We start from the raw sequence: 20894 nt of genomic DNA on the forward strand, positions 1-20894 counted from the left end.
GCCTGCGGAGCGCAGACTCCGCAGGCACGGGCGGTCCCTGAGGCGGGTGCTCACGGGCGAAGGCGGGGCCGAACGGCGTGATACGCGCCGGGTCCGCCGCAGGGCCCGGGACTGCCCGCCTGCGCACCCATTTCCGGCATCGGCGAGCCGATTCCGGGCCTCGGTGAAAGCGGCTACCCGGCCGCGGTGAAACCGGCCTCCGAGCGGCCGCCAACCCGTCGCGTGCCGTGGTGCGGCGGAATCCGGGCCGCAGCGGAGCGAGCCCCCGCGCGTGCTGGAGCGAGGGCCGAAGCCGTGAACGCAAGGACCCGTGCGCCCAGATCCTCAGTGCGTGGCCGGCGGCCACCCTGCGCCTGATCGCCCCCGGCCGGAGCGCGTCTCGCGCCCTGAGCGGAACCTCACGCCGGAGCCGTGCCGAGACGGTCCACGAGGACCTCAGGACGACGACCTCGCTGTTTCCTGGGGGGTACGGCGAAGACAGCCCCCGACGCGCCGTACGGCTCAGGCCGTAGGCGCCGGGAGCAGCAGGCAGCTGCTGGTGGCGTGGGCGAGCAGTCGGTCGGCGGAGTCGTACAGCTCGGCTTGGGCCAGTGCCGTGCGGCGGCCGCCGTTCAGGACGGTGCCCACGGCGCGGACCTTGCCGGTGTCCACCGTGATCGGGCGCAGGAACTTCACGGTCAGGTCGAGTGAGGTGTAGGCCATGCCCGGCGGAAGCGTCGTCTGGACGGCGCACCCCGCCGCGGAGTCCAGCAGGGTCGCGTAGACCCCGCCGTGAACGCTCCCGATGGGGTTGTAGTGCTCCTCGCCGGGCTCCAGCGAGAACACCGCGTGCCCGTGTTCGACCTCTTCGAGCACGATCCCGATCGTCGCACCGATGGGAGGACCGGGCAGCCGGCCGGCGATCATCGCGCGCAGGAACTCGAGCCCGCTGGTCCGTCCGACCTCGGAAGCGGAGACCGAGGGGTCTTCCCACTCGTACGTACGTGACCGGCCCATGCCTGTACTCCTCATCTGACTGCGTAAATCGAAGCTAGCCGGGCCCGCAGCTGACTGTCAATGACGAAGCCAGCATGCCTATGATGCGGGGATGGAGTGGCTCGAAGTGAGCACGGAGAACTGCACGGTCCAGCGCACACTCGACGTGGTGGGCGAGAAGTGGACCCTGCTGATCCTGCGCGACGCCTTCAACGGCGTCCGGCGATTCGACGACTTCCGCCGTCATGTGGGGCTTTCGGAGGCGGTGTTGGCCGGCCGGCTCCGCAAGCTGGTGGCGGCCGGGATCCTGCGGACCGAGCCGTACCGGGAAGCGGGCAGCCGTACGCGTCACGAATACCGCCTGACCCGCAAGGGCCGGGACCTGTGGCCCGTCCTGGTGGCGCTCCGACAGTGGGGCGAGGCGTATGTCGCGGACCCGGAGGGCCCGGTCCTCGACATCCGGCACAGTGAGTGCGCGGCACCGGTGCGGGTCGTGGTGGAGTGCGCCGACGAACACGTCGCGCTCACCCCGGCGGACGTCACGGTCCTGGCCGGCCCGAGCGCGCGACCCCGTGCCTGAATGAGTGATGTCGGGTGCCGGGCGTGCCCGGGGTCCGCCCGGCCCGACGACCCGTCACGCGCCGCCGTCCTTCGCGACCCTGACGACGAGGAGAGCGGCTCCGCGGGATCACGTGGCTCCTCCGGCGTCGCAGGCGAGATCGGCCCAGACCGTGTGCCCCTGTGCTGTCGGTTCGTCACCCCAGCGGCTGGAGAGCGCGTCGACGAGACACAGGCCCCTCCCGTTCTCGTCCATCGTGCAGGTGGGGTGTCCCCAACGGGAGCCTGAGACACCACAGTTGAGGGTGTGGCCCGCGTCGGCGACCTCGATGTGCACGGTGGGGCCGTCATGGCGTGTGCGCCGAAGGGTCACGGACACCCGGACGGGCGGCGCGCCGTGGCGCAGGGCGTTGGACAGCAGTTCGCTGAGCACCAGCACGGCGTCGTCGGCGAGCCCTTCGACGTGCCACCGGCTGAGACAGCTGCGCACGTTCTGGCGTGCGGCGCTCGTACCGAGGGCCGGGTCGCAGACGAAACCGTCAGGTTCATCAGATGTCATCATGATGCGCATCCCTTGTGGGCCTCCGGCGCTCTTGGCGCCAAGGGAGGAGCGGATGCCTCAGGGAGCGGCGTCACCCACGTGCGGCCGAGCCTCGCGAAGCCGTCCGCACCCGAGGTCGACCCGGGTGAGGGAATGGGCAGCGAGCGGAAGCGAGGGTGCCGTGTGCCCCGCGCGCACTCCGGAACCCGGAGCGGGTCCCGGTGACCTCAGTAGCCGATGATGCGGGCGGCGAAATAGGCCGCCACGATGATCGCCCCGATGACGATCAGGCCGAGCCACCACAGGGGGTGCTCCCAGATCCCGCCGTCCGGCCGTTCCTGATGTGCCTCGGCGATCGAACCCTCGACCGGAGGGGTTTCGCCCGGTGGCACCAATGGCTGTGACATGTTCCCACTCTCCACCCCCGGGGACGCCGCCGCATCTCAGCACTCCGAGATATACAGCTGAAACTGTACAACTCAAGCTGCGGGTCCTACGGTGAACGCATGAAACCGTGCAACGCATGAAGGAGACCCCGCGCCCGTCGCCGTCCGCGGTTCAGGCCTCGCGACAGGTCCGTACGGTCATCAGCCGCCTGCGCCGCCGCATCCTGAACGCCGCGGAAGCCGAGGACATCACTCTGGGACAGGCGTCCGTTCTCACGCACCTGTCCGGCAGGCCGGGCGTCACGGCCAGTGAGCTCGCCGCGGCCGAGGGCGTACGCCACCAGTCGATGACGACGACGATCGCGTCGCTGACCGCCTTGGGACTGGTGGAACGGCATCCCGACCCCGACGACCGGCGCCGTCTGCTGATCGCGCTGACCGAGGAGGGGCACCGACGGGTCGAGGAAGGGCGACAGGTCCGGCAGGAATGGCTTGCCGGCCGGCTGCAGGAGAGGTGCACGGAGGAGGAACGACGGACCGTGATGGCCGCCATGACGGTACTGGAGCGCCTCACCCATGACTGAACGGAAGACAGCCTCACCCATGACTGAACGGAAGACAGCGGAGCGGGGCACGACGGCGACGGCGGGCTTCGACCGGCGGCTGCTGCCGCCGATGATGCTGGGTTCCGTCCTGAACCCGGTCAACTCGACGATCATCGCCGTCTCGCTCATACCCATCGGCGACGCCCTGGGCGCACCACCCTCGCAGACCGCGTGGCTGGTCTCCGCCCTCTACCTGGCCACCGCTCTCGGGCAGCCCGTGGTCGGCCGGCTCATCGACGTCTTCGGGCCGCGCCGGCTCTTCCTCGTCAGTACGAGTCTTGTCGGGGTCGCCGGTGTCGTCGGCACCCTGGCACCGAACCTGGGGGTGCTGATCGCCTCGCGGGTCCTGCTCGGGTTCGGCACGTGCGCCGGGTATCCAGCCGCGATGGCTCTGCTGCGCAGCGAGGCCAGGCGCACCGGGCGGGACAGCCCCGGCGGGGTACTGACCGCCCTGGCCGTCACCAACCAGACCATCGCCGTGATCGGCCCGCCGCTGGGCGGCCTCCTGATCGGTCTGGGCGGCTGGCGCGCCACCTTCGCGCTCAACGTGCCGCTGGCCGTGGCGGCCGTGCTGCTGGGGCTGCTCCGGCTGCCCAAGGAGCCCGCCGGCGGGGACTCCCCGCAGCGCGGGCACCTCGCGGCCCGGCTCGATCTGCCCGGCATGGCACTGTTCGCCGTGACGCTCCTCGCGCTGCTGCTCTTCCTGATGAACCTGCACCTGCGCGACTGGTACCTGCTGGTGGCCGCCATCGCCGCGAGCGCCGCGTTCGCGGCGCGGGAGCTACGGGCCCCCACCCCGTTCATCGATCTGAGGGTGCTGGGCGGCAACACCCCACTGCTGGCGACCTACGGACGCGCGCTGGTCGCCTACATCGTCTCCTACGCCTTCCTCTACGGGTTCACCCAGTGGACGGAGGAGGGCTTCGGGCTCTCGCCCGTCCATGCCGGGCTGGCGCAGATTCCCATGTTCCTGGTGGCCATCGGTGTCTCGATCGCCTCCGGACGGCGCACGGGCGTGCGCGGGAAACTGCTCGTCGGCGGGCTGGGGCAGGTCGTCGCCTGTCTGGTGATGCTGACACTCAGCGGGGACAGCCCCGTGTGGTCGCTGATCCTCGTCGCCCTGATCTTCGGCGTCCCGCAGGGGCTGAACAGCCTGGCCCTGCAGAACTCCGTCTACTTTCAGGCCGATCCCGAGCGGACCGCCTCCTCGGCCGGCCTGCTGCGCACCTTCGCCTACGTCGGCTCGATGGTCGCGTCCGCCACGGCGGCCGCCTCCTTCGGGCGGCGCGCGGACACCGGAGGCATGCACCACCTCGCCTGGGTCATGCTCGGCGCGGGCGTGCTCTACCTCCTCCTGACGGTCTTCGACCGCACACTCGGCCGTGCCACGGACAGGGACACCTCGGCAGAGGGGTCACAGGCGTCATAGACCGTCCCGCGGCTTCCCGCACACCCGGACGAAAGCGCAGACCATGCCCCGCACCGCCCTCCTCGTGATGGACCTCCAGCTCGACCACCTCGCCCAACTGCCCGCCGACTACCTCCCGCACGCCGTGGAAGCACTCGGCACGGCGCGCGCCGCGGGCGTCCCCGTCATCCACGTCGCGCTCCGACTGCGCCCAGGCCACATCGACGCCCACCCCCGCAACAAGGTCTTCGGCTCCCTCCCGCCCCATGTCTTCACCGCCGACGACCCCGGTGCCGCCATCCACCCCGATGTGGCCCCGGCGGAGGGCGAGATCGTCGTCCACAAGAACCGCGTCAGCGCCTTCGCCGGGAACAACCTCCAGCAGATCCTGGCCGCCCAGGACATCGAGCACCTGGTCCTGGCCGGCATCGGCACCGGCGGCGTCGTCCTGTCCACGGCCCTGCAGGCAGCCGACCTCGACTACAAGCTCACCGTCCTGTCCGACGCCTGCGCCGACCTCGACAGCGCGGTTCACCACACCCTCGTGAACGACGTCCTCACCCGGCGCGGCGAGGTCACCACCGTCGAGGAGTGGGCCCGCACCCTCGACGCCGGTTCGTGAAAAGGTTGGTGAGCCCCCATGAGCGTCGGCGAAGGACCGCGGGCGCGGCGGACGGCCGGGGCGGACCGAGTGGGTGGTCCGCCCCGGCCACGCCGGCGTCAGGAGGCCGTCGGCTCCAGGCCGCTTCGGACCTCGCGGGCCGCCGTCACCAGGTTCTCCAGTGCGGACCGCACTTCCGGCCAGCCGCGGGTCTTCAGGCCACAGTCGGGGTTGACCCACAGCCGTTCGGCGGGAATGGCCTCGAGCCCCTCGCGCAGCAGTTCCGCGGCTTCGTGGGCACTCGGTACGCGCGGTGAGTGGATGTCGTACACCCCGGGTCCGGCCTCGCGCGGGTAGCCGTGGGCGCCGAGTTCGCGGGCGACCTGCATGTGGGAGCGGGCGGCCTCCAGGCTGATGACGTCGGCGTCGAGGTCGTCGATGGCCCGCACGATGTCACCGAACTCGGCGTAGCACATGTGGGTGTGGATCTGGGTGTCCGGGCGTACGCCGCCGGTGCTGAGCCGGAACGCCTCGGTGGCCCACTCCAGATAGGCGGGGCGGTCGGCGGCGCGCAGGGGCAGTGTCTCGCGCAGCGCGGGCTCGTCGACCTGGATGACCGATGTACCCGCGCTCTCCAGGTCGTCGACCTCGTCGCGGAGGGCGAGCGCCACCTGGCGGGCGGTGTCGCCGAGGGGCTGGTCGTCGCGGACGAAGGACCAGGCGAGCATGGTGACCGGTCCCGTGAGCATGCCCTTGACCGGCTTGGTGGTGAGCGACCGGGCGTACGTGGTCCAGCGCACCGTCATCGGTTCGGGCCGTGAGATGTCGCCGGCCAGGATCGGCGGGCGGACGTAGCGGGTGCCGTACGACTGGACCCACCCGTGCTGCGTGGCGAGGTAACCCGTGAGCTGTTCGGCGAAGTACTGCACCATGTCGTTGCGTTCGGCCTCGCCGTGAACCAGGACGTCGATGCCGGTCCTCTCCTGGAAGGAGATCACCTCGCCGATCTCGGCCCTGACGCGCTCCTCGTACCCGGCGACGTCGATCCGACCGGTGCGCAGATCGGCCCGTGCGGCGCGCAGTTCGGCGGTCTGCGGGAAGGAACCGATGGTGGTGGTCGGCAGGAGGGGGAGGCCCAGATGCGCACGCTGGGCGGCGGCCCGCTCGGTGTACGGCTGGGAGCGGCGGGCGTCGGTGGCCGTGACGGCGGCGGCGCGGGCGCGGACCGCCGGGTCGTGGGTGATCGCGGAGGCCGCCCGGAGGGTGAGGTCGGCCCGGTTGGCGGCCAGTTCGGCGGCGATGGTGTCGGTGCCCCGGGCGAGGCCCTTGGCGAGGGTGGCGATCTCGGTCGCTTTCTGGCGGGCGAAGGCGAGCCAGCGCAGGATCTGCGGGTCGATGTCCCGTTCGGCGGAAGCGTCGAGCGGTACGTGCAGGAGCGAGCACGAGGCGGAGACGTCCACCCGGTCGGCGAGCCCGAGCAGGGTGGCGAGTGTGCCGAGGGACCTCTCCAGGTCGTTGACCCAGATGTTGCGGCCGTCGACCACGCCGGCCACCAGACGCTTTCCGGGCAGGCCGCCGACGGCGGCCAGGGCGTCGAGGTTGGCGGCGGCCGCGCCGGTGAAGTCCATCGCGAGGCCGTCCACCGGGGCCTTGGCCAGTACGGGCAGGGCGTCGCCGAGCCGGTCGAAGTACGAGGCGAGCAGCAGCTTCGGCCGGTCGGTCAGCGCGCCGAGGTCGCGGTAGGCACGCTCGGCGGCGCCGAGTTCGGCGGGGGTGCGGTCCTGGACCAGAGCGGGCTCGTCGAGCTGCACCCAGTCGGCCCCCGCCGCGCGCAGGTCGGCGAGCACCTCGGCGTAGACGGGCAGCAGCCGGTCCAGCAGGGTCAGCGGTTCGAAGTCCGCGGCGACACCGGGCGCCGGCTTGGCCAGCAGGAGGTAGGTGACCGGACCGACGAGGACGGGCCGGGCCGTGTGACCGAGGGCGATCGCCTCCCTGAGGTGCCCTACCTGGTGGGCGGAGTCGGTCCTGAACACCGTGTCCGGACCCAACTCAGGGACCAGATAGTGGTAGTTGGTGTCGAACCATTTGGTCATCTCCAGCGGCGCCACGTCCTGGGTGCCGCGCGCCATCGCGAAGTACCCGTCGAGCGGGTCGGCTTCGACGGCCTTGCGGTGCCGCTCGGGGACGGCGCCGACCATGACACTGGTGTCGAGGACGTGGTCGTAGTACGAGAAGTCGCCGGTGGGCACCTCGTGGACGCCGGATTCCGTCAGGTGCCGCCAGTTCGACCGGCGCAGACCGGCGGCGGTCTCCCGGAGGGCGCCGGCGGTGGTCCGGCCCTTCCAGTAGCCCTCGATCGCCTTCTTCAGTTCACGGTCCGGACCTTGGCGGGGGTAGCCGTACACGGTGGCTCGTGCTGCCGCGGCTGCGGGCTTGGCTGTCACGGAAATCTCCTTCGCGAGATGTCTCGTCGGGATCCCGGCGACGGGACGCGGACGCGAAGGGGTGACGAACCGGGCGGATCCCGCCCGCGCCACGAGGCGCGGTCGTCCGCCGGTATGTACGCCGACCCGCCCACGAGGTCACCGGGATGTCCGCGCGCGAACGGTCGCGTGCGGGCAACGGGCAGGTCTTCGGACTCGCGGGCGCGGCTTCCCCGAAGGGCATCCACCTACTGGCCGTCGCTTCCCGGACCCGGTCGGGCCCAGTGCGTATGACGGCGGTCGTTCCCACTCACCGCTGCGGGGCAGTCCCGGATTCCCACCGGGTTCCCTCTTACGACGCATCCCGCCTGGCGGACGGGGCGAACCAGCTGCACAGGCCACCCTAGGGGGCGAGGCGGTCCCGTGGCGGGAGCGGCTCACATCGCTGACGGTGACATGGGACACCGGCCGCGGTCGCCCAGGGCTCGGCGGCGCGTGTTCCTGGGGCGGCGCGGGCGCGCACCGTGTCCGTCTCACCAACACGGTGCCGCGTCCCGTCGTGGACGGGCGGACTGCCCTGACGCGTCAGCGTTGCGTGCCGCCGAACACGCCCAGGATGCGTTCCGCCGCCAGCGTGGCCGTCAACTCCCCGTCCCGCACCTGCTGTTCGAGGGCGGGCGTGAGGGCTCGTACCGCCGGATCCGCGTGCAGCCGGCCGAGGAGCTCGTCGCGCACCATCGTCCAGGTCCAGTCGACCTGCTGGTCGCGGCGCTTGGCGGCGAGGCGGCCGGTCGAGTCCAGCAGGACGCGGTGCTGTTCGAGGCGCTCCCAGACGGCTTCCAGGCCGGTCGACTCGCGCGCGCTGCAACTCAGCACGGGGGGCGTCCACGCCGCGTCCACCGGGTGCATCAGACGAAGGGCGCCCGCCAACTCCCGTGCCGCGGAACGCGCGTCCCGCTCGTGCGGGCCGTCCGCCTTGTTGACGGTGATCACGTCCGCGAGCTCCAGGACCCCCTTCTTGATGCCCTGCAACTGGTCGCCGGTGCGGGCCAGCGTGAGCAGCAGGAAGGAGTCGACCATGTTCGCCACGGCGGTCTCGGACTGGCCGACGCCCACCGTCTCCACCAGGATCACGTCGTAGCCCGCCGCCTCCATCACCACCATCGACTCCCGTGTCGCCTTCGCCACGCCGCCGAGGGTGCCCGCGGTGGGGGAGGGGCGGACGAAAGCGGCGGGGTCCACCGCCAGGCGCTCCATACGGGTTTTGTCACCCAGGATCGAACCGCCCGTACGGGTCGACGAGGGGTCGACGGCGAGCACCGCGACCCGGTGCCCGAGCGAGGTGAGCATCGTGCCGAGCGCGTCGATGAAGGTCGACTTGCCCACACCCGGCACCCCGGTGATGCCGATGCGCCGGGCGTTGCCGCCGTGGGGCAGCAACTGGGTCAGCAGGTCCTGCCCGAGGGACCGGTGATCGGCCCGGGTCGACTCGACGAGAGTGATGGCCCGCGCGATGTACGCACGCTTCCCGTCGAGTACGCCCTTCACATAGGAGTCGAGGTCGATCGCCATGGGCCTCAGCCGTGTCCGAGACCGGTGGCCAGCCGTTCCACCAGGTCGTACGCCGCGTCCGGGATCACCGTTCCCGGCGGGAAGACGGCCGCCGCGCCCATCTCCAGCAGGGTCGGCACGTCCTGCGGAGGGATCACCCCACCCACCACGATCATGATGTCCTCGCGTCCCTCCTCGGCCAGTTGCTCGCGCAGCGCCGGGACCAGGGTGAGGTGCCCGGCGGCCAGCGAGGACACCCCGACGATGTGCACGTCCGCCTCGACGGCCTGCCGTGCCACCTCGGCCGGGGTCTGGAACAGCGGGCCGACGTCCACGTCGAAGCCGAGGTCGGCGAAGGCGGTGGCGATGACCTTCTGCCCGCGGTCATGGCCGTCCTGGCCCATCTTGGCCACCAGGATGCGCGGCCGGCGGCCCTCGGACTCCTCGAAGGCGTCCACCCGGGTGCGGGTGCGCTCGACGGACGGCGACTCGCCTGCTTCGTTGCGGTACACACCCGAGATCGTACGGATCTGGCTCGCGTGCCGCCCGTACACCTTCTCCAGGGCGTCGGAGATCTCACCGACGGTGGCCTTGGCGCGGGCCGCGTTCACCGCCAGCTCCAGCAGGTTGCCGGTGCCCGCCGCGGCCGCCGTCAGCGCGCGCAGCGACTCCTGGCACGCGGACTCGTCGCGCTCCGCGCGCAGTCGCCGCAGCTTCTCGATCTGCTGGGTCCGTACGGACGAGTTGTCGACCTTGAGGACATCGATCTGCTCGTCGGTGTCGACCCGGTACTTGTTGACGCCGATGACCGGCTGACGGCCCGAGTCGATCCGGGCCTGGGTGCGGGCCGCGGCCTCCTCCACACGAAGCTTCGGGATGCCCGCGTCGATGGCCTGCGCCATGCCGCCCGCCGCCTCGACCTCCTGGATGTGCTGCCAGGCCCGGCGTGCCAGGTCGTACGTCAGCTTCTCCACGTACGCGCTGCCGCCCCACGGGTCGATCACCCGCGTGGTACCCGACTCCTGCTGGATCAGCAGCTGGGTGTTGCGGGCGATCCGCGCCGAGAAGTCGGTGGGCAGGGCGAGCGCCTCGTCGAGGGCGTTGGTGTGCAGCGACTGCGTGTGGCCCTGGGTGGCGGCCATCGCCTCCACACACGTACGCGTCACGTTGTTGAACACGTCCTGCGCGGTCAGCGACCAGCCCGAGGTCTGTGAATGCGTGCGCAGGGAGAGGGACTTGGCGTTCTTCGGGTCGAACTGCCCGACCAGCCTCGCCCACAGCAGCCGGGCGGCGCGCATCTTGGCGATCTCCATGAAGAAGTTCATGCCGATCGCCCAGAAGAACGAGAGCCGGGGAGCGAACGCGTCCACGTCCAGCCCGGCCTCCTGCCCGGCCCGCAGGTACTCCACGCCGTCCGCGAGGGTGTAGGCCAGCTCCAGGTCGGCCGTCGCGCCCGCCTCCTGGATGTGATACCCGGAGATGGAGATGGAGTTGTACCGCGGCATCCGCTGGGAGGTGAAGGCGAAGATGTCGGAGATGATCCGCATCGACGGCTTCGGCGGATAGATGTAGGTGTTGCGGACCATGAACTCCTTGAGGATGTCGTTCTGGATGGTCCCGGCCAGCTTCTCGGGCGGTACGCCCTGTTCCTCGGCGGCCACGATGTACAGCGCGAGCACGGGCAGCACCGCGCCGTTCATGGTCATCGACACCGTCATCCTGTCCAGCGGGATGCCGTCGAAGAGCTGTCGCATGTCGTAGATCGAGTCGATGGCGACGCCCGCCATGCCGACGTCACCGGTCACCCGGGGATGGTCGCTGTCGTAGCCGCGGTGGGTCGGCAGGTCGAAGGCGACGGACAGACCCTTCTGACCGGCCGCCAGATTGCGCCGGTAGAAGGCGTTGGACTCCTCGGCGGTGGAGAAGCCGGCGTACTGGCGGATCGTCCAGGGCTGGTTGACGTACATCGTCGGGTACGGGCCGCGCAGATACGGCGCGATGCCCGGGTAGGTGCCCAGGAAGTCCAGGCCCTCCAGGTCACGGCCGGTGTACAAGGGCTTGACCGCGATGGCCTCGGGCGTCTCCCAGAGCAGATCGTCGCCTCCGGACGCCCCCTTGACGGCGGCGCGCCACTCGTCGGCGCCGCCCTCGGCGGTGGGCGTCCCCAGTTCGATCCCGGAGAAGTCGGGGATTCCCATCAGGACACTCCCATGCGGTCGAGGGTGGTGGAGAGGACGTCCACGGCGTCGCAGCCCGCGAACACGTACGCGTCGACATCGGTGTACTGCCCGGGGCGCCCGGCGAGGAACACATGCCGTGCGCCCGCGGACCTGAGCACCTCGACCGCCGCTTCGGCCTGCTCCTCGTACAGCGTGTCGCTGGAACACAGGCAGACCTCGGTGGCACCGCCGGCGCGGAACGCCTCGGCGGTGGGCTCCCCGGTGACCGGCTCGATGCCGCCCGCCTGGAAGAGGTTCGAGGCGAAGGTCGCCCGAGCGGTATGGGCGGCGGCGGGGCCCAGGGTGGCCAGGAAGATCCGCGGCCGGGCGCCGGTGGCCGCGAGATGGGCGTCGGAACGGGCGCGCAGCGTCTCGTACGCCTCGTCGCGCCGTACGCGGGGGAGACCGCCGGACGGCGGCTCGGGCGCGGGGGCGCGCTCCACGAGACGCTCCGCGAGGTGCGGGAACTCGCTGACGCCGGTGATGGGTTCGCGCCGCTTGGCGAGCTTCGCGCTGCGCGCGGCCCAGGTCTTCGCCAGGTCCTCGCCGACCCGGCCGGAGCGCAGCGCGGCCGCCTGGCCGCCCGACCGCTCGATCTGCTGGAAGAACTCCCAGCCCGCGTGGGCGAGTTCGTCGGTGAGCCGCTCCACGTACCAGGAACCGCCCGCCGGGTCGATCACCCGGGCCAGATGCGACTCCTCGACCAGGATCGTCGAGGTGTTGCGGGCGATGCGCCGCGCGAACGCGTCCGGCACACCGAGCGCGTCGTCGAAGGGGAGCACGGTGACCGCGTCGGCGCCGCCGACTCCGGCGGCCAGCGTGGCCACCGTCGTGCGCAGCATGTTCACCCACGGGTCGCGGCGCGACATCATCACCGGAGAGGTCACGGCGTGCTGGAGCTGTGCGCCGGGGGCCCCGCAGACCTCGGCGACCCGCGCCCAGAGCCTGCGTGCGGCCCGCAGCTTGGCGATGGTCAGGAACTGGTCGGCGGTGGCCGCGTAGCGGAACTCCAACTGGCCGGAGGCGAGTTCGACGGGTACCCCCGCCGCGGTGAGCTCCCGCAGATAGGCGACGCCGGTGGCGAGTGAGCAGCCCAGTTCCTGCGCGGCGGAGCCGCCGGCCCCGTGGTACGGCAGCGCGTCCACGGTGAGCGCCCGCAGTCCCGGGTACTCCGCGGCGCAGCGCCGCGCGAGTTCCGTCACCGGCGCGAAGCCGGCCGCCTTCCCCGTACGGGCCTCATGACCCAAGGGGTCGGCGCCGAGATTGCCGCGCACGTCCGCTGCCGCCACGCCGCGCTTCTCGTACAGCGCCAGCAACTCCTGTGCCGCGGACCCGGTTTCGTGTCCCGCGTCCAGGACCACCGGCGCCAGGTCGAGGTAGACGCCGTCCAGCACGCGCGGGAGCGACGACACCGGAATGCCGTTCTCGCCGACGAGCAGCCAGAGCGAGGTGACGCCGTTCTCGAGATCCGCGAGCACCGCGCCGTCCGTGACCGCCGCGTGCCGCTGCCGTACGTCCCAGCCGCCGGTGGTGTTCCCCTCGGCACGGCCTCCGCGTACGAAGGGCGCGAAGCCGGGGAAGCCGGGATCGGGCGCGGAGTCGAGCGCGGTGTACAGGGGGCGGGTCGTGAGCCCGTCCTCCACCGTGGTGGACAGGGCGTCTTCGGCCGCTGAGCCCGAGACTTCCTTCCCCGACTTGCGCAGTACGCCTTCGACGAGGCGCTGCCACTGCTCATGAGTCGCGTCAGGAAACTCGGCGGCCAGCGAAAACTCGTCGTCAGGCAGGACCGTCATGCTCGGATGCTAGGGCAGACCTACAAACGGGCAGCAGAGGGCGCGGCTGTGACCTAGCACTCTTCTCATATCTTTTGGTCGTTCGGCCGGTTCTCTATCACGAGAGCACGTCCGCGTCGGACAATGCCGGGTGCCGCAGGGCCTGGAGGACGCCGGGTACCGCGCGGCCCGCCCGTCGGAGCGCGGTCCGTGTCCGGCCCCGGGAGGAGAAGAAGGCGAGCACCGCGGCGTTCTGACGGCTGGTCAGCGGGGGTGCCGGGCCGCGACGACACCGGGTGACGGTGCGTCGAGCGGCCTGGCCGCGGCCGCACCACGAGGGAGCCGGGGCGACCGCCGCCGTTCCGGCCGTCGCGCTGCTCGGCGGGGGACCGTCGCCGTGGGTGACGAGGAGTGCCGGCGGCGTCGCTGACCTGCTGTGACATCCCCCACCCCCTCTTGCCGTAGGAAGGAAGGCAATCCTAAGTTTTGTGGTATGGCTTCACATGACCCCTCACTTCCGCACGACCCGGACGAGTCCGCCGGCCGGCCCACGCCCGAAGCCGGACGATCCCAGAACCCCGAGCTGGTGGACTTCGCCGTGGACCTCACCTCGCAGGAGGTGCTCCGGCAGGCCCACGTCCTGGACGCGCTCGGCGCCGACTGGAGCCCGGTGGAGGCGCTGCGCGGCGAGGAGGCGGCGTACGACCTCCTCTACTCCGGTCTCGACGAGGAGCAGCGACGGGTCCATGACGAACTCGTCGCCGCCGGTGTGCTGCCCCGGCGAGGCGACGGCCATGCTGCCGCTTGACCCGCAGGCGGACCGCGGGCGCCGCGCCTGGGTGGCCTGTCCGAACTGCGACGACAGCCGCGGGTGCGAGCCGTGCGAGCAGCGGCGCACGTGCTCCGAGCACTGGCGCTACCTGCTGACCAACACCGGCAGCCTGCTGCACCTCCAGTGCCCGTCGTGCACGCATGTCTGGGTGCACGAGAGCGGTTTCGGCGCCACGCGGTCCCTGTGGAACCGCATCGGCGGTGGCAGCCCGCGGGGCTGACCGACGGGCCCCGGGCTCGCCGGTCGGCCTCCCGCACGGTCCGGACGGGCACCCGCCGGACAGCGTGTCCTTCCCCCGCGCCGGCGCGGCCGCCCGGCCGTCGCGTCTCCTCACCCGTCGCGCACCCTGCCGCGCACCCGCCGGCCGCTGAGGACACGCGGCCCCGGGACGGCGAGGCACCCGGTCCTGGCCCGGTCCTGGCCCGGTCCTGTCCCTCGGGGCCGTCCGCCCCGGTGACCGGATCGATCAGGAATCGAGAAGCCCGGACCGGCGAGCCACGGCTAGCGTGACGGTCCTGGACGCCATCCTTCGCGCGGGCTTCCTCCGGCACGACGCGGAGGCCGAGGGCGGCCCGGAGGCCCCGGGGGCACCCCGCGCGGCCGGGATCCGGTGCCCACGGGCCGGAGCGGAAGCGAACCGGACGCAGCGGTCGAAGGTGGTTAGATCGAGCCGGGCGACGCCGACCGGGACCGTGAGCGCGGCCCCGCGCAACAGATGGAGACACGATGAGCAAGGTCACGAGGACGGGCACGCAGCCGCCTGCGCCGCACGGTGCCGACAGCCACGACCTGATCCGCGTGCTCGGCGCGCGCGTGAACAACCTCAAGGACGTGAGCGTCGAGATCCCCAAGCGGCGCCTGACCGTGTTCACCGGGATCTCCGGCTCGGGCAAGAGCTCTCTGGTGTTCGGCACGATCGCGGCCGAGTCGCAGCGCCTGATCAACGAGACCTACAGCTCCTTCGTGCAGGGCTTCATGCCCACGCTGGCGCGGCCCGAGGTCGACGTACTCGAAGGTCTGACCACCGCGATCATCGTGGACCAGCAGCGCATGGGCGCCGACCCACGCTCCACGGTCGGCACCGCCACCGACGCCAACGCGATGCTGCGCATCCTCTTCAGTCGGCTCGGGCAGCCCCACATCGGCTCGCCGGGCGCCTTCGCCTTCAACGTGCCCTCGGTCCGGGCGAGCGGCGCGATCACCGTGGAGCGGGGTGCGAAGAAGGCGGTGAAGGCGACCTTCAACCGGCTCGGCGGCATGTGCCCACGCTGCGAGGGCCGGGGCACGGTCACCGACATCGACCTTTCCCAGCTCTACGACGACGGCAAGTCGCTCGACGAGGGCGCCCTCACGATCCCCGGCTACAGCATGGACGGCTGGTACGGCCGCATCTTCAAGGGCAGCGGCTTCTTCGACCCCGCCAAGCCGATCCGCAAGTACACCAAGAAGGAGCTCCACGACCTCCTCCACAAGGAACCGACCAAGATCAAGGTCGACGGGATCAACCTGACGTACGAGGGACTGATCCCGAAGATCCAGAAGTCGATGCTCTCCAAGGACGTCGACGCGCTCCAGCCGCACGTCCGCGCGTTCGTGGAGCGCGCGATGACGTTCACCGTCTGCCCCGACTGCGACGGCACCCGGCTCAGCGAGGCGGCCCGCTCGTCGAAGATCGCCGGGATCGGCATCGCCGACGCCTGCGCGATGCAGATCAGCGACCTGGCGGAGTGGGTACGAGGTCTGGACGAACCGTCCGTCGCGCCGCTGCTGGCGGCGCTGGGGCACACCCTCGACTCGTTCGCCGAGATCGGCCTCGGCTACCTCTCGCTGGAACGGCCCTCGGGCACCCTGTCGGGCGGCGAGGCACAGCGCGTCAAGATGATCCGCCACCTCGGCTCCTCGCTCACCGACGTCACGTACGTCTTCGACGAGCCCACCACGGGCCTGCATCCCCATGACATCCAGCGCATGAACGGCCTCCTGCTGCGCCTGCGGGACAAGGGCAACACGGTGCTCGTCGTGGAGCACAAGCCGGAGGTGATCGCGATCGCGGACCACGTCGTCGACCTCGGCCCCGGCGCGGGTACGGCGGGCGGCACGCTCTGCTTCGAAGGCACCGTCGAGGGCCTGCGGTCGGGCGGCACCATCACCGGCCGCCATTTCGACGACCGGGCCTCGGTCAAGGAGACGGTGCGCGAGCCCACCGGGACGCTGGAGATCCGCGGCGCGAGGACGCACAATCTGCGGGACGTCGACGTCGACATCCCGCTCGGGGTGCTCACCGTCGTCACGGGCGTCGCGGGCTCCGGCAAGAGCTCCCTCGTGCACGGATCGATCCCCGCCGGCGAAGGCGTGGTGTCGGTCGACCAGAGCGCGATCCGCGGCTCGCGACGCAGCAACCCGGCGACGTACACCGGACTGCTCGACCCCATCCGCAAGGCGTTCGCCAAGGCCAACGGCGTGAAGCCGGCCCTGTTCAGCGCCAACTCCGAGGGCGCCTGCCCCACCTGCAACGGGGCGGGCGTCATCTACACCGACCTGGCGATGATGGCCGGTGTCACCTCCACCTGCGAGGAGTGCGAGGGCAAGCGGTTCGACATGTCGGTGCTGGAGTACCACCTCGGTGGCCGCGACATCAGCGAGGTCCTCGCGATGTCGGTGACCGAGGCACAGGAGTTCTTCGGCTCCGGCGAGGCGAGCACGCCGGCCGCGCACCGCGTCCTCGGCCGCCTCGCCGACGTCGGGCTCGGCTATCTCAGCCTCGGCCAGCCCCTCACCACCCTGTCCGGCGGCGAACGGCAGCGGCTCAAACTGGCCACGCACATGGCCGACAAAGGCGGTGTGTACGTCCTTGACGAGCCGACCGCCGGCCTTCACCTCGCCGACGTCGAGCAACTGCTCGGTCTGCTCGACCGACTCGTCGACTCCGGCAAGTCGGTCATCGTCGTCGAGCACCACCAGGCGGTCATGGCGCATGCCGACTGGATCATCGACCTCGGTCCCGGCGCCGGTCACGACGGCGGCCTCATCGTCTTCGAGGGCACCCCCGCCGATCTCATCGCCGCCCGTTCCACCGTCACGGGCGAGCACCTCGCGGCCTACGTCGGCAGCTGACCGAGGTCCCGGACGCGCGACCGACCGGCCCCGTAGGACGAGCTGTCTCCTCCGAGACGGCTCGTCCCGCGCGGCTGACCCGGCGCGTCCCACACCGCTCGGGCCGCTATCGGACGGCGTCGAGCTTGAAGTCCGGGCCGACCACCAGCGTCACCGTGCCGCCCGTCGCCGTGCTGTCCCGCTCCGCGGAGACCCCGGGGAGCCGGGAGACGAGCACGGCGGCCTGCCGGTCGAGTCCTCGCGGGTGGCTGACCGTCGTCGTGCGGACGGGAGAGGGCGCGTTGCCGGTGGCGACGACGGTGAAACCCACCTCACGGAGCTGCTCCGCGACGGCCGCGGCTCGCCCACCGACACCCGTTCCGTTGAGGACCTGGACGCGTACGGACGACGCGTACACCAAGTCCTTCGTGTCCGCCTGAAGTTGCTTCTTACGGACTTCATGGTCCTTGGCCAGTGCGGTGAACAGGTCGGCCGCCTGCGGGTATTGCCAGACGACGTTGGCCCGGTCGGTGGGCGCGTCGGCCTCGCGGGGGTAGTTCGGCACGGTCAGGAAGGTGAGGCGGTCGCTGGGGATGCCCTTGACCTGGGAGGCCAGGCCGTAGAGAGGCTTGATGCCGGCCAGGTCCCCGTCCGTGGTGAGTGACTTGGTCGCCGACTGCAGGAAGCCGTACAGGGAACCGGGACTGGTGAGTTTCGACTGCGCCTTCTCGGCGAGGGCCTGCATGAACTCCTGCTGACGGCCGATGCGTCCGAGGTCGGAGCCGTCGCCGACGCTGTAGCGGGCGCGTACGTAGCCGAGGGCCTTCTCGTCCTTGACGGTCTGGCAGCCGGCCTTCAGGTCGAGACGGGCCTTGGTGTCGTGGATGGCCTCCTCGGGGCAGACCTCGATACCGTCCAGCGCGTTGACCATGCCCTTGAAGCCCTGGAAGTCGATGGACATGAAGTGGTCGATGCGCAGTCCGGTGTTCCGCTCGACCGTCTTGATGGTGCAGGCGGCGGCGTCGGCGACCTTCCCGTTGCTCCCGCCGATCGCGAACGCTTCGTTGATCTTGAAGCGGTGGACGCTCGACGTGCTGCCGTCGCCCTTGTCGCAGGCCGGGATCCGGACCCAGGAGTCGCGGGGGAAGGACACGGCGGTGGCCCATTTCCGGCTGGCGGCGATGTGCAGCACCATCAGGGTGTCCGACTGCATGGTCGTCAGCCCCTTGCCGTACTTGGCGTTGCCCCCCGCGCGGGTGTCCGAACCGACGAGCAGGATGTTCTTGGAGCCCGGACTGAGGTTGGCGGGCCGGCCCTCACCGAGCTTGTTGTCGAGATCCGCCGCCTGGATGTTGTCGTTGAGATCCTGGTAGACCCAGGCACCGACACCGGCGACGGCGAGGAGTATCGCCGACAGAACTCCCGTCGTCCACAACAGTGTTCGGCGTCGCCCCTTGCGTGGCCCCCCCGATCGCTGTACGCCCCGCTGCCCCACCCCGACCACCTCCGGCCCGATCGCCCGCTCCGCAGCCACGCTGTTCACGACCGTCCGGCCATGTGAGCCTCGAACTCTACGCAGTTGTCGAGGGAGTTACGCTCCCGGCCGGTACGGCGTTCAACACCCCACCGCCACCTCGGGTCTCCCGAGGGCCGCACCGCCGTCGCCGGTGATGTGCGCCGCCCCCGCTGCGATTTCTACATTGTTGTAGATTCTGACGGGGTTCGTTCGGCGGACCCGAACCGACCGACTATGTGGAGGGATCGGCCATGGGTGTTTCCCTGGGCAAGGGCGGCAACGTCTCGCTGAGCAAGGAGGCGCCGGGTCTGACCGCGGTGCTGGTGGGGCTGGGCTGGGACGTGCGGACCACCACCGGCGCCGACTTCGACCTGGACGCCTCCGCGCTCCTGTTGAACGCGTCGGGCAAGGTCGTCTCGGACCAGCACTTCGTCTTCTACAACAACCTGAAGAGCCCGGACGGTTCCGTCGAGCACACCGGCGACAACCTGACCGGTGAGGGCGAGGGCGACGACGAGAGCGTCAAGGTGAACCTCGCCGCCGTACCCGCCGACGTCGACAGGATCGTCTTCCCCGTGTCGATCCACGACGCCGAGTCTCGCGGGCAGAGCTTCGGACAGATCCGTAACGCCTTCATCCGGGTGGTCAACCAGTCCGGCGGCACCGAACTCGCCCGCTACGACCTGTCCGAGGACGCTTCGACGGAGACCGCGATGGTCTTCGGGGAGCTGTACCGCAACGGCACGGAGTGGAAGTTCCGCGCGGTGGGCCAGGGGTACGCCTCCGGCCTGGCCGGGATAGCCGCCGACTTCGGCGTCAACGTCTGACGAGTGTCGTGCCGGGGCCGGGGGTCGGGACCGTGAGGTGGTCCACACCCCCGCCCCCGGCGAGCTTCCGAGGGGGTCGCTCGTCCCGTGTGCCGTGCCTCCGCCCGGCGGAGGGGGCGGGCTTCGCCGCGACCGCGCTCCGTCCCACGCTGCCGGGCGCGCGGTGATCACGCGTCCTCCTCGGTGTGAAGCGACATCACCGTAGAAGTCGCCCGGACGCCGTCAGCCCTCAACAAGTGTGTGCTCGCGCCCGGTTGGCCGGCCGTACCGGATCACGACTCCCGTCGCCCGTACAGGGCGTCCTGAGGACGGACAGACCGGCGTCACGCTCCCGCGAGCCGGGACCGCGCCCCCGCGCACCCGATGCGGGTGTCGTCGTGCGCCACCGGGGCGGGTAGGGGTGATGCTCGTCGCCCCCATTCACCGTGGTCGCGACCATCACGTCCCCACCGGAGTGTTCCGCGGCCATCCAGCGAGGTTCGTTTGAGGAAGCACGGCAGGAAGACGCGCCGCGGGACGGCGGCCGTCGTCGCGATCGTGCTGGGCGCGCCGGCGATAACCCCCGCCGCTATGGCGTATCCGCGGGGGCCGGGGCCCGGGGGTGCCGTACCCGTGAGCGCCCCACACGCGGCGGCCCCCACGTCCATGGCCGTGGCTCATGTCGTGGCCCTGGTCAACAGGGCGCGCGACAGGGCGGGTTGCCCGCCGGTGACCCTGAACACGAGACTCTCGAAGGCCGCTCGTCGCCACAGTGCGGACATGGCACGCCACCGGAACATGTCGCACCGGGGATCCGACGGTTCCGGTCCGGGCCGGCGGATCGCGCGTGCCGGCTACGACTGGAGTGCGTACGGCGAGAACGTCGCGTACGGATACTTCACCCCCGCCGCGGTCATGGCGGCCTGGATGTCCAGCCCCGGCCACAGACACAACATCCTGACGTGCGAGTTCAGGGAGATCGGCGTCGGCCTCGCACAGCCCGGCAGCTACTGGACGCAGGACTTCGGAACGGCCCGTCGGCCGGCTCCTCGCGGCACCGGCGTCCCGGGTCCCAGGTCTGCCGCGTGAACGGCGTGACCGGGCCGGGCTACTTCACGGTGACGGTGACGGTTGGTGAGACGGTCTTGTCCGCCATGACGCGCAGCTGTTCCTTGCCCTTGGTGTTGAGTTTGGCTTTCAGGGTGTAGCCGCTGCCGTTCTTGATCGTGGTGCTCGCCTTCAGCGAGTTCCACTTGCCGTCCTTCTTGTGCTGGAGCGTCACCTTGGTGTGGATCTTCAGGCCCTTTGAGCGTCCGGTGAACGTGACCGACTCGCGGGCCTTCACCTGTGTCTTGTCGGCCTTGATGGTGATCGAGTCCTTGTCGGACGGTGCGGCCTTCGTGGTGTCGGCCCTGGTGAGAAGGGGGTTCGAGACGGCGGTCTGTCCGGCGGCGGCGAACGCGCCGGCTGTGCCGGCCGACAGCAGGGCGGCGGACAGGGCACCCGCGGCGAGCGCGCGGGCGGTGTGAGAGCGGAGCGTGGACTTCACGTTGGACTCCTCACGAGAAGGCATCCCCCAGGCGGCGCCCGGCGTCGTGACCGGTCGGA

Annotated in this window: 18 protein-coding genes and 1 riboswitch; of the genes, 9 read left to right on the top strand and 9 right to left on the bottom strand. The window is 70.9% G+C overall.

All coding sequences use genetic code 11. From position 1 onward, the window contains the following. Nucleotides 1-501 precede the first annotated feature (501 nt). Nucleotides 502-996, bottom strand: coding sequence for a PaaI family thioesterase (locus ACFVTC_RS25400; RefSeq protein ID WP_390130618.1), 495 nt, complete (start codon nucleotides 994-996; stop codon nucleotides 502-504). Between the two features lie 91 nt (nucleotides 997-1087). Between ACFVTC_RS25400 and ACFVTC_RS25405 the strand changes: the two genes are divergently transcribed. Continuing rightward, nucleotides 1088-1555: a winged helix-turn-helix transcriptional regulator gene (locus tag ACFVTC_RS25405; RefSeq protein WP_390130620.1), complete on the top strand. Its 468-nt coding sequence runs from the start codon at nucleotides 1088-1090 to the stop codon at nucleotides 1553-1555. 108 nt (nucleotides 1556-1663) lie between these two features. Here the strand turns inward: ACFVTC_RS25405 and ACFVTC_RS25410 are convergent, their stop codons facing one another. Further along, on the bottom strand, nucleotides 1664-2095 hold the full coding sequence (locus tag ACFVTC_RS25410; RefSeq protein WP_390130622.1) for an ATP-binding protein: 432 nt from the start codon (nucleotides 2093-2095) through the stop codon (nucleotides 1664-1666). Nucleotides 2096-2301: 206 nt separating this feature from the next. After that, the gene (locus ACFVTC_RS25415; RefSeq protein WP_390130624.1) at nucleotides 2302-2496 is read right to left on the bottom strand and encodes a DUF6480 family protein; all 195 of its coding nucleotides are present in this window, start codon (nucleotides 2494-2496) and stop codon (nucleotides 2302-2304) included. 101 nt (nucleotides 2497-2597) lie between these two features. Between ACFVTC_RS25415 and ACFVTC_RS25420 the strand changes: the two genes are divergently transcribed. From ACFVTC_RS25420 to ACFVTC_RS25430, 3 genes are read left to right on the top strand one after another with little or no spacing between them, the layout of a single operon-like run. Continuing rightward, nucleotides 2598-3044, top strand: coding sequence for a MarR family winged helix-turn-helix transcriptional regulator (locus ACFVTC_RS25420; RefSeq protein WP_390130626.1), 447 nt, complete (start codon nucleotides 2598-2600; stop codon nucleotides 3042-3044). A 19-nt stretch (nucleotides 3045-3063) separates the two neighbouring features. Beyond that, nucleotides 3064-4494, top strand: a complete 1431-nt coding sequence (locus ACFVTC_RS25425; RefSeq protein ID WP_390130628.1) for an MFS transporter — start codon at nucleotides 3064-3066, stop codon at nucleotides 4492-4494. 43 nt (nucleotides 4495-4537) lie between these two features. Then, nucleotides 4538-5095, top strand: coding sequence for a cysteine hydrolase family protein (locus ACFVTC_RS25430; protein ID WP_390130630.1), 558 nt, complete (start codon nucleotides 4538-4540; stop codon nucleotides 5093-5095). Nucleotides 5096-5193: 98 nt separating this feature from the next. Here the strand turns inward: ACFVTC_RS25430 and metE are convergent, their stop codons facing one another. From metE to ACFVTC_RS25450, 4 genes are all read right to left on the bottom strand, one after another. Beyond that, entirely contained in the window at nucleotides 5194-7518 is a 2325-nt protein-coding gene (gene metE / locus ACFVTC_RS25435; RefSeq protein WP_390130632.1) for a 5-methyltetrahydropteroyltriglutamate--homocysteine S-methyltransferase, read from the bottom strand. A 183-nt stretch (nucleotides 7519-7701) separates the two neighbouring features. Then, nucleotides 7702-7852, bottom strand: a riboswitch (cobalamin riboswitch). A gap of 230 nt (nucleotides 7853-8082) precedes the next feature. Then, on the bottom strand, nucleotides 8083-9069 hold the full coding sequence (meaB, locus tag ACFVTC_RS25440; protein ID WP_390130634.1) for a methylmalonyl Co-A mutase-associated GTPase MeaB: 987 nt from the start codon (nucleotides 9067-9069) through the stop codon (nucleotides 8083-8085). Nucleotides 9070-9074: 5 nt separating this feature from the next. Further along, entirely contained in the window at nucleotides 9075-11246 is a 2172-nt protein-coding gene (scpA, locus tag ACFVTC_RS25445) for a methylmalonyl-CoA mutase (RefSeq protein WP_390130636.1), read from the bottom strand. Beyond that, complete coding sequence (locus ACFVTC_RS25450) at nucleotides 11246-13060, bottom strand: methylmalonyl-CoA mutase family protein (protein ID WP_390130637.1); 1815 nt, start codon at nucleotides 13058-13060, stop codon at nucleotides 11246-11248. Before ACFVTC_RS25450 ends, scpA begins: the two co-directional genes overlap by 1 nt. Before the next feature lie 472 nt (nucleotides 13061-13532). Between ACFVTC_RS25450 and ACFVTC_RS25455 the strand changes: the two genes are divergently transcribed. The 3 genes from ACFVTC_RS25455 (at nucleotide 13533) to ACFVTC_RS25465 (ending at nucleotide 16985) form a co-directional block, all read left to right on the top strand. Next, a complete protein-coding gene (locus tag ACFVTC_RS25455) occupies nucleotides 13533-13847 on the top strand; it encodes a DUF6400 family protein (RefSeq protein WP_390130639.1) in 315 nt (104 codons plus the stop codon). After that, on the top strand, nucleotides 13834-14091 hold the full coding sequence (locus ACFVTC_RS25460; protein WP_390130641.1) for a hypothetical protein: 258 nt from the start codon (nucleotides 13834-13836) through the stop codon (nucleotides 14089-14091). Before ACFVTC_RS25455 ends, ACFVTC_RS25460 begins: the two co-directional genes overlap by 14 nt. A gap of 506 nt (nucleotides 14092-14597) precedes the next feature. After that, nucleotides 14598-16985 carry an ATP-binding cassette domain-containing protein gene (locus ACFVTC_RS25465; protein ID WP_390130643.1) on the top strand — a complete coding sequence of 796 codons (2388 nt, stop codon included), beginning with the start codon at nucleotides 14598-14600 and terminating at the stop codon, nucleotides 16983-16985. 106 nt (nucleotides 16986-17091) lie between these two features. Here the strand turns inward: ACFVTC_RS25465 and ACFVTC_RS25470 are convergent, their stop codons facing one another. Continuing rightward, nucleotides 17092-18399, bottom strand: a complete 1308-nt coding sequence (locus ACFVTC_RS25470) for an LCP family protein (RefSeq protein ID WP_390130645.1) — start codon at nucleotides 18397-18399, stop codon at nucleotides 17092-17094. Nucleotides 18400-18731: 332 nt separating this feature from the next. Here ACFVTC_RS25470 and ACFVTC_RS25475 point away from each other — a divergent pair, with 332 nt between their 5' ends. Together ACFVTC_RS25475 and ACFVTC_RS25480 are read left to right on the top strand one after the other, a co-directional pair. Further along, complete coding sequence (locus ACFVTC_RS25475; protein WP_390130646.1) at nucleotides 18732-19307, top strand: TerD family protein; 576 nt, start codon at nucleotides 18732-18734, stop codon at nucleotides 19305-19307. Nucleotides 19308-19952: 645 nt separating this feature from the next. After that, nucleotides 19953-20375 (top strand): CAP domain-containing protein, encoded by a 423-nt coding sequence (locus ACFVTC_RS25480; protein WP_390130888.1) that lies wholly within the window; start codon nucleotides 19953-19955, stop codon nucleotides 20373-20375. Nucleotides 20376-20394: 19 nt separating this feature from the next. Here the strand turns inward: ACFVTC_RS25480 and ACFVTC_RS25485 are convergent, their stop codons facing one another. Next, nucleotides 20395-20835, bottom strand: a complete 441-nt coding sequence (locus ACFVTC_RS25485; RefSeq protein WP_390130648.1) for a hypothetical protein — start codon at nucleotides 20833-20835, stop codon at nucleotides 20395-20397. Nucleotides 20836-20894: the final 59 nt, after the last annotated feature.

It is taken from the genome of Streptomyces sp. NPDC057950, assembly GCF_042887295.1.
Lineage (GTDB): Bacteria > Actinomycetota > Actinomycetes > Streptomycetales > Streptomycetaceae > Streptomyces > Streptomyces kaempferi.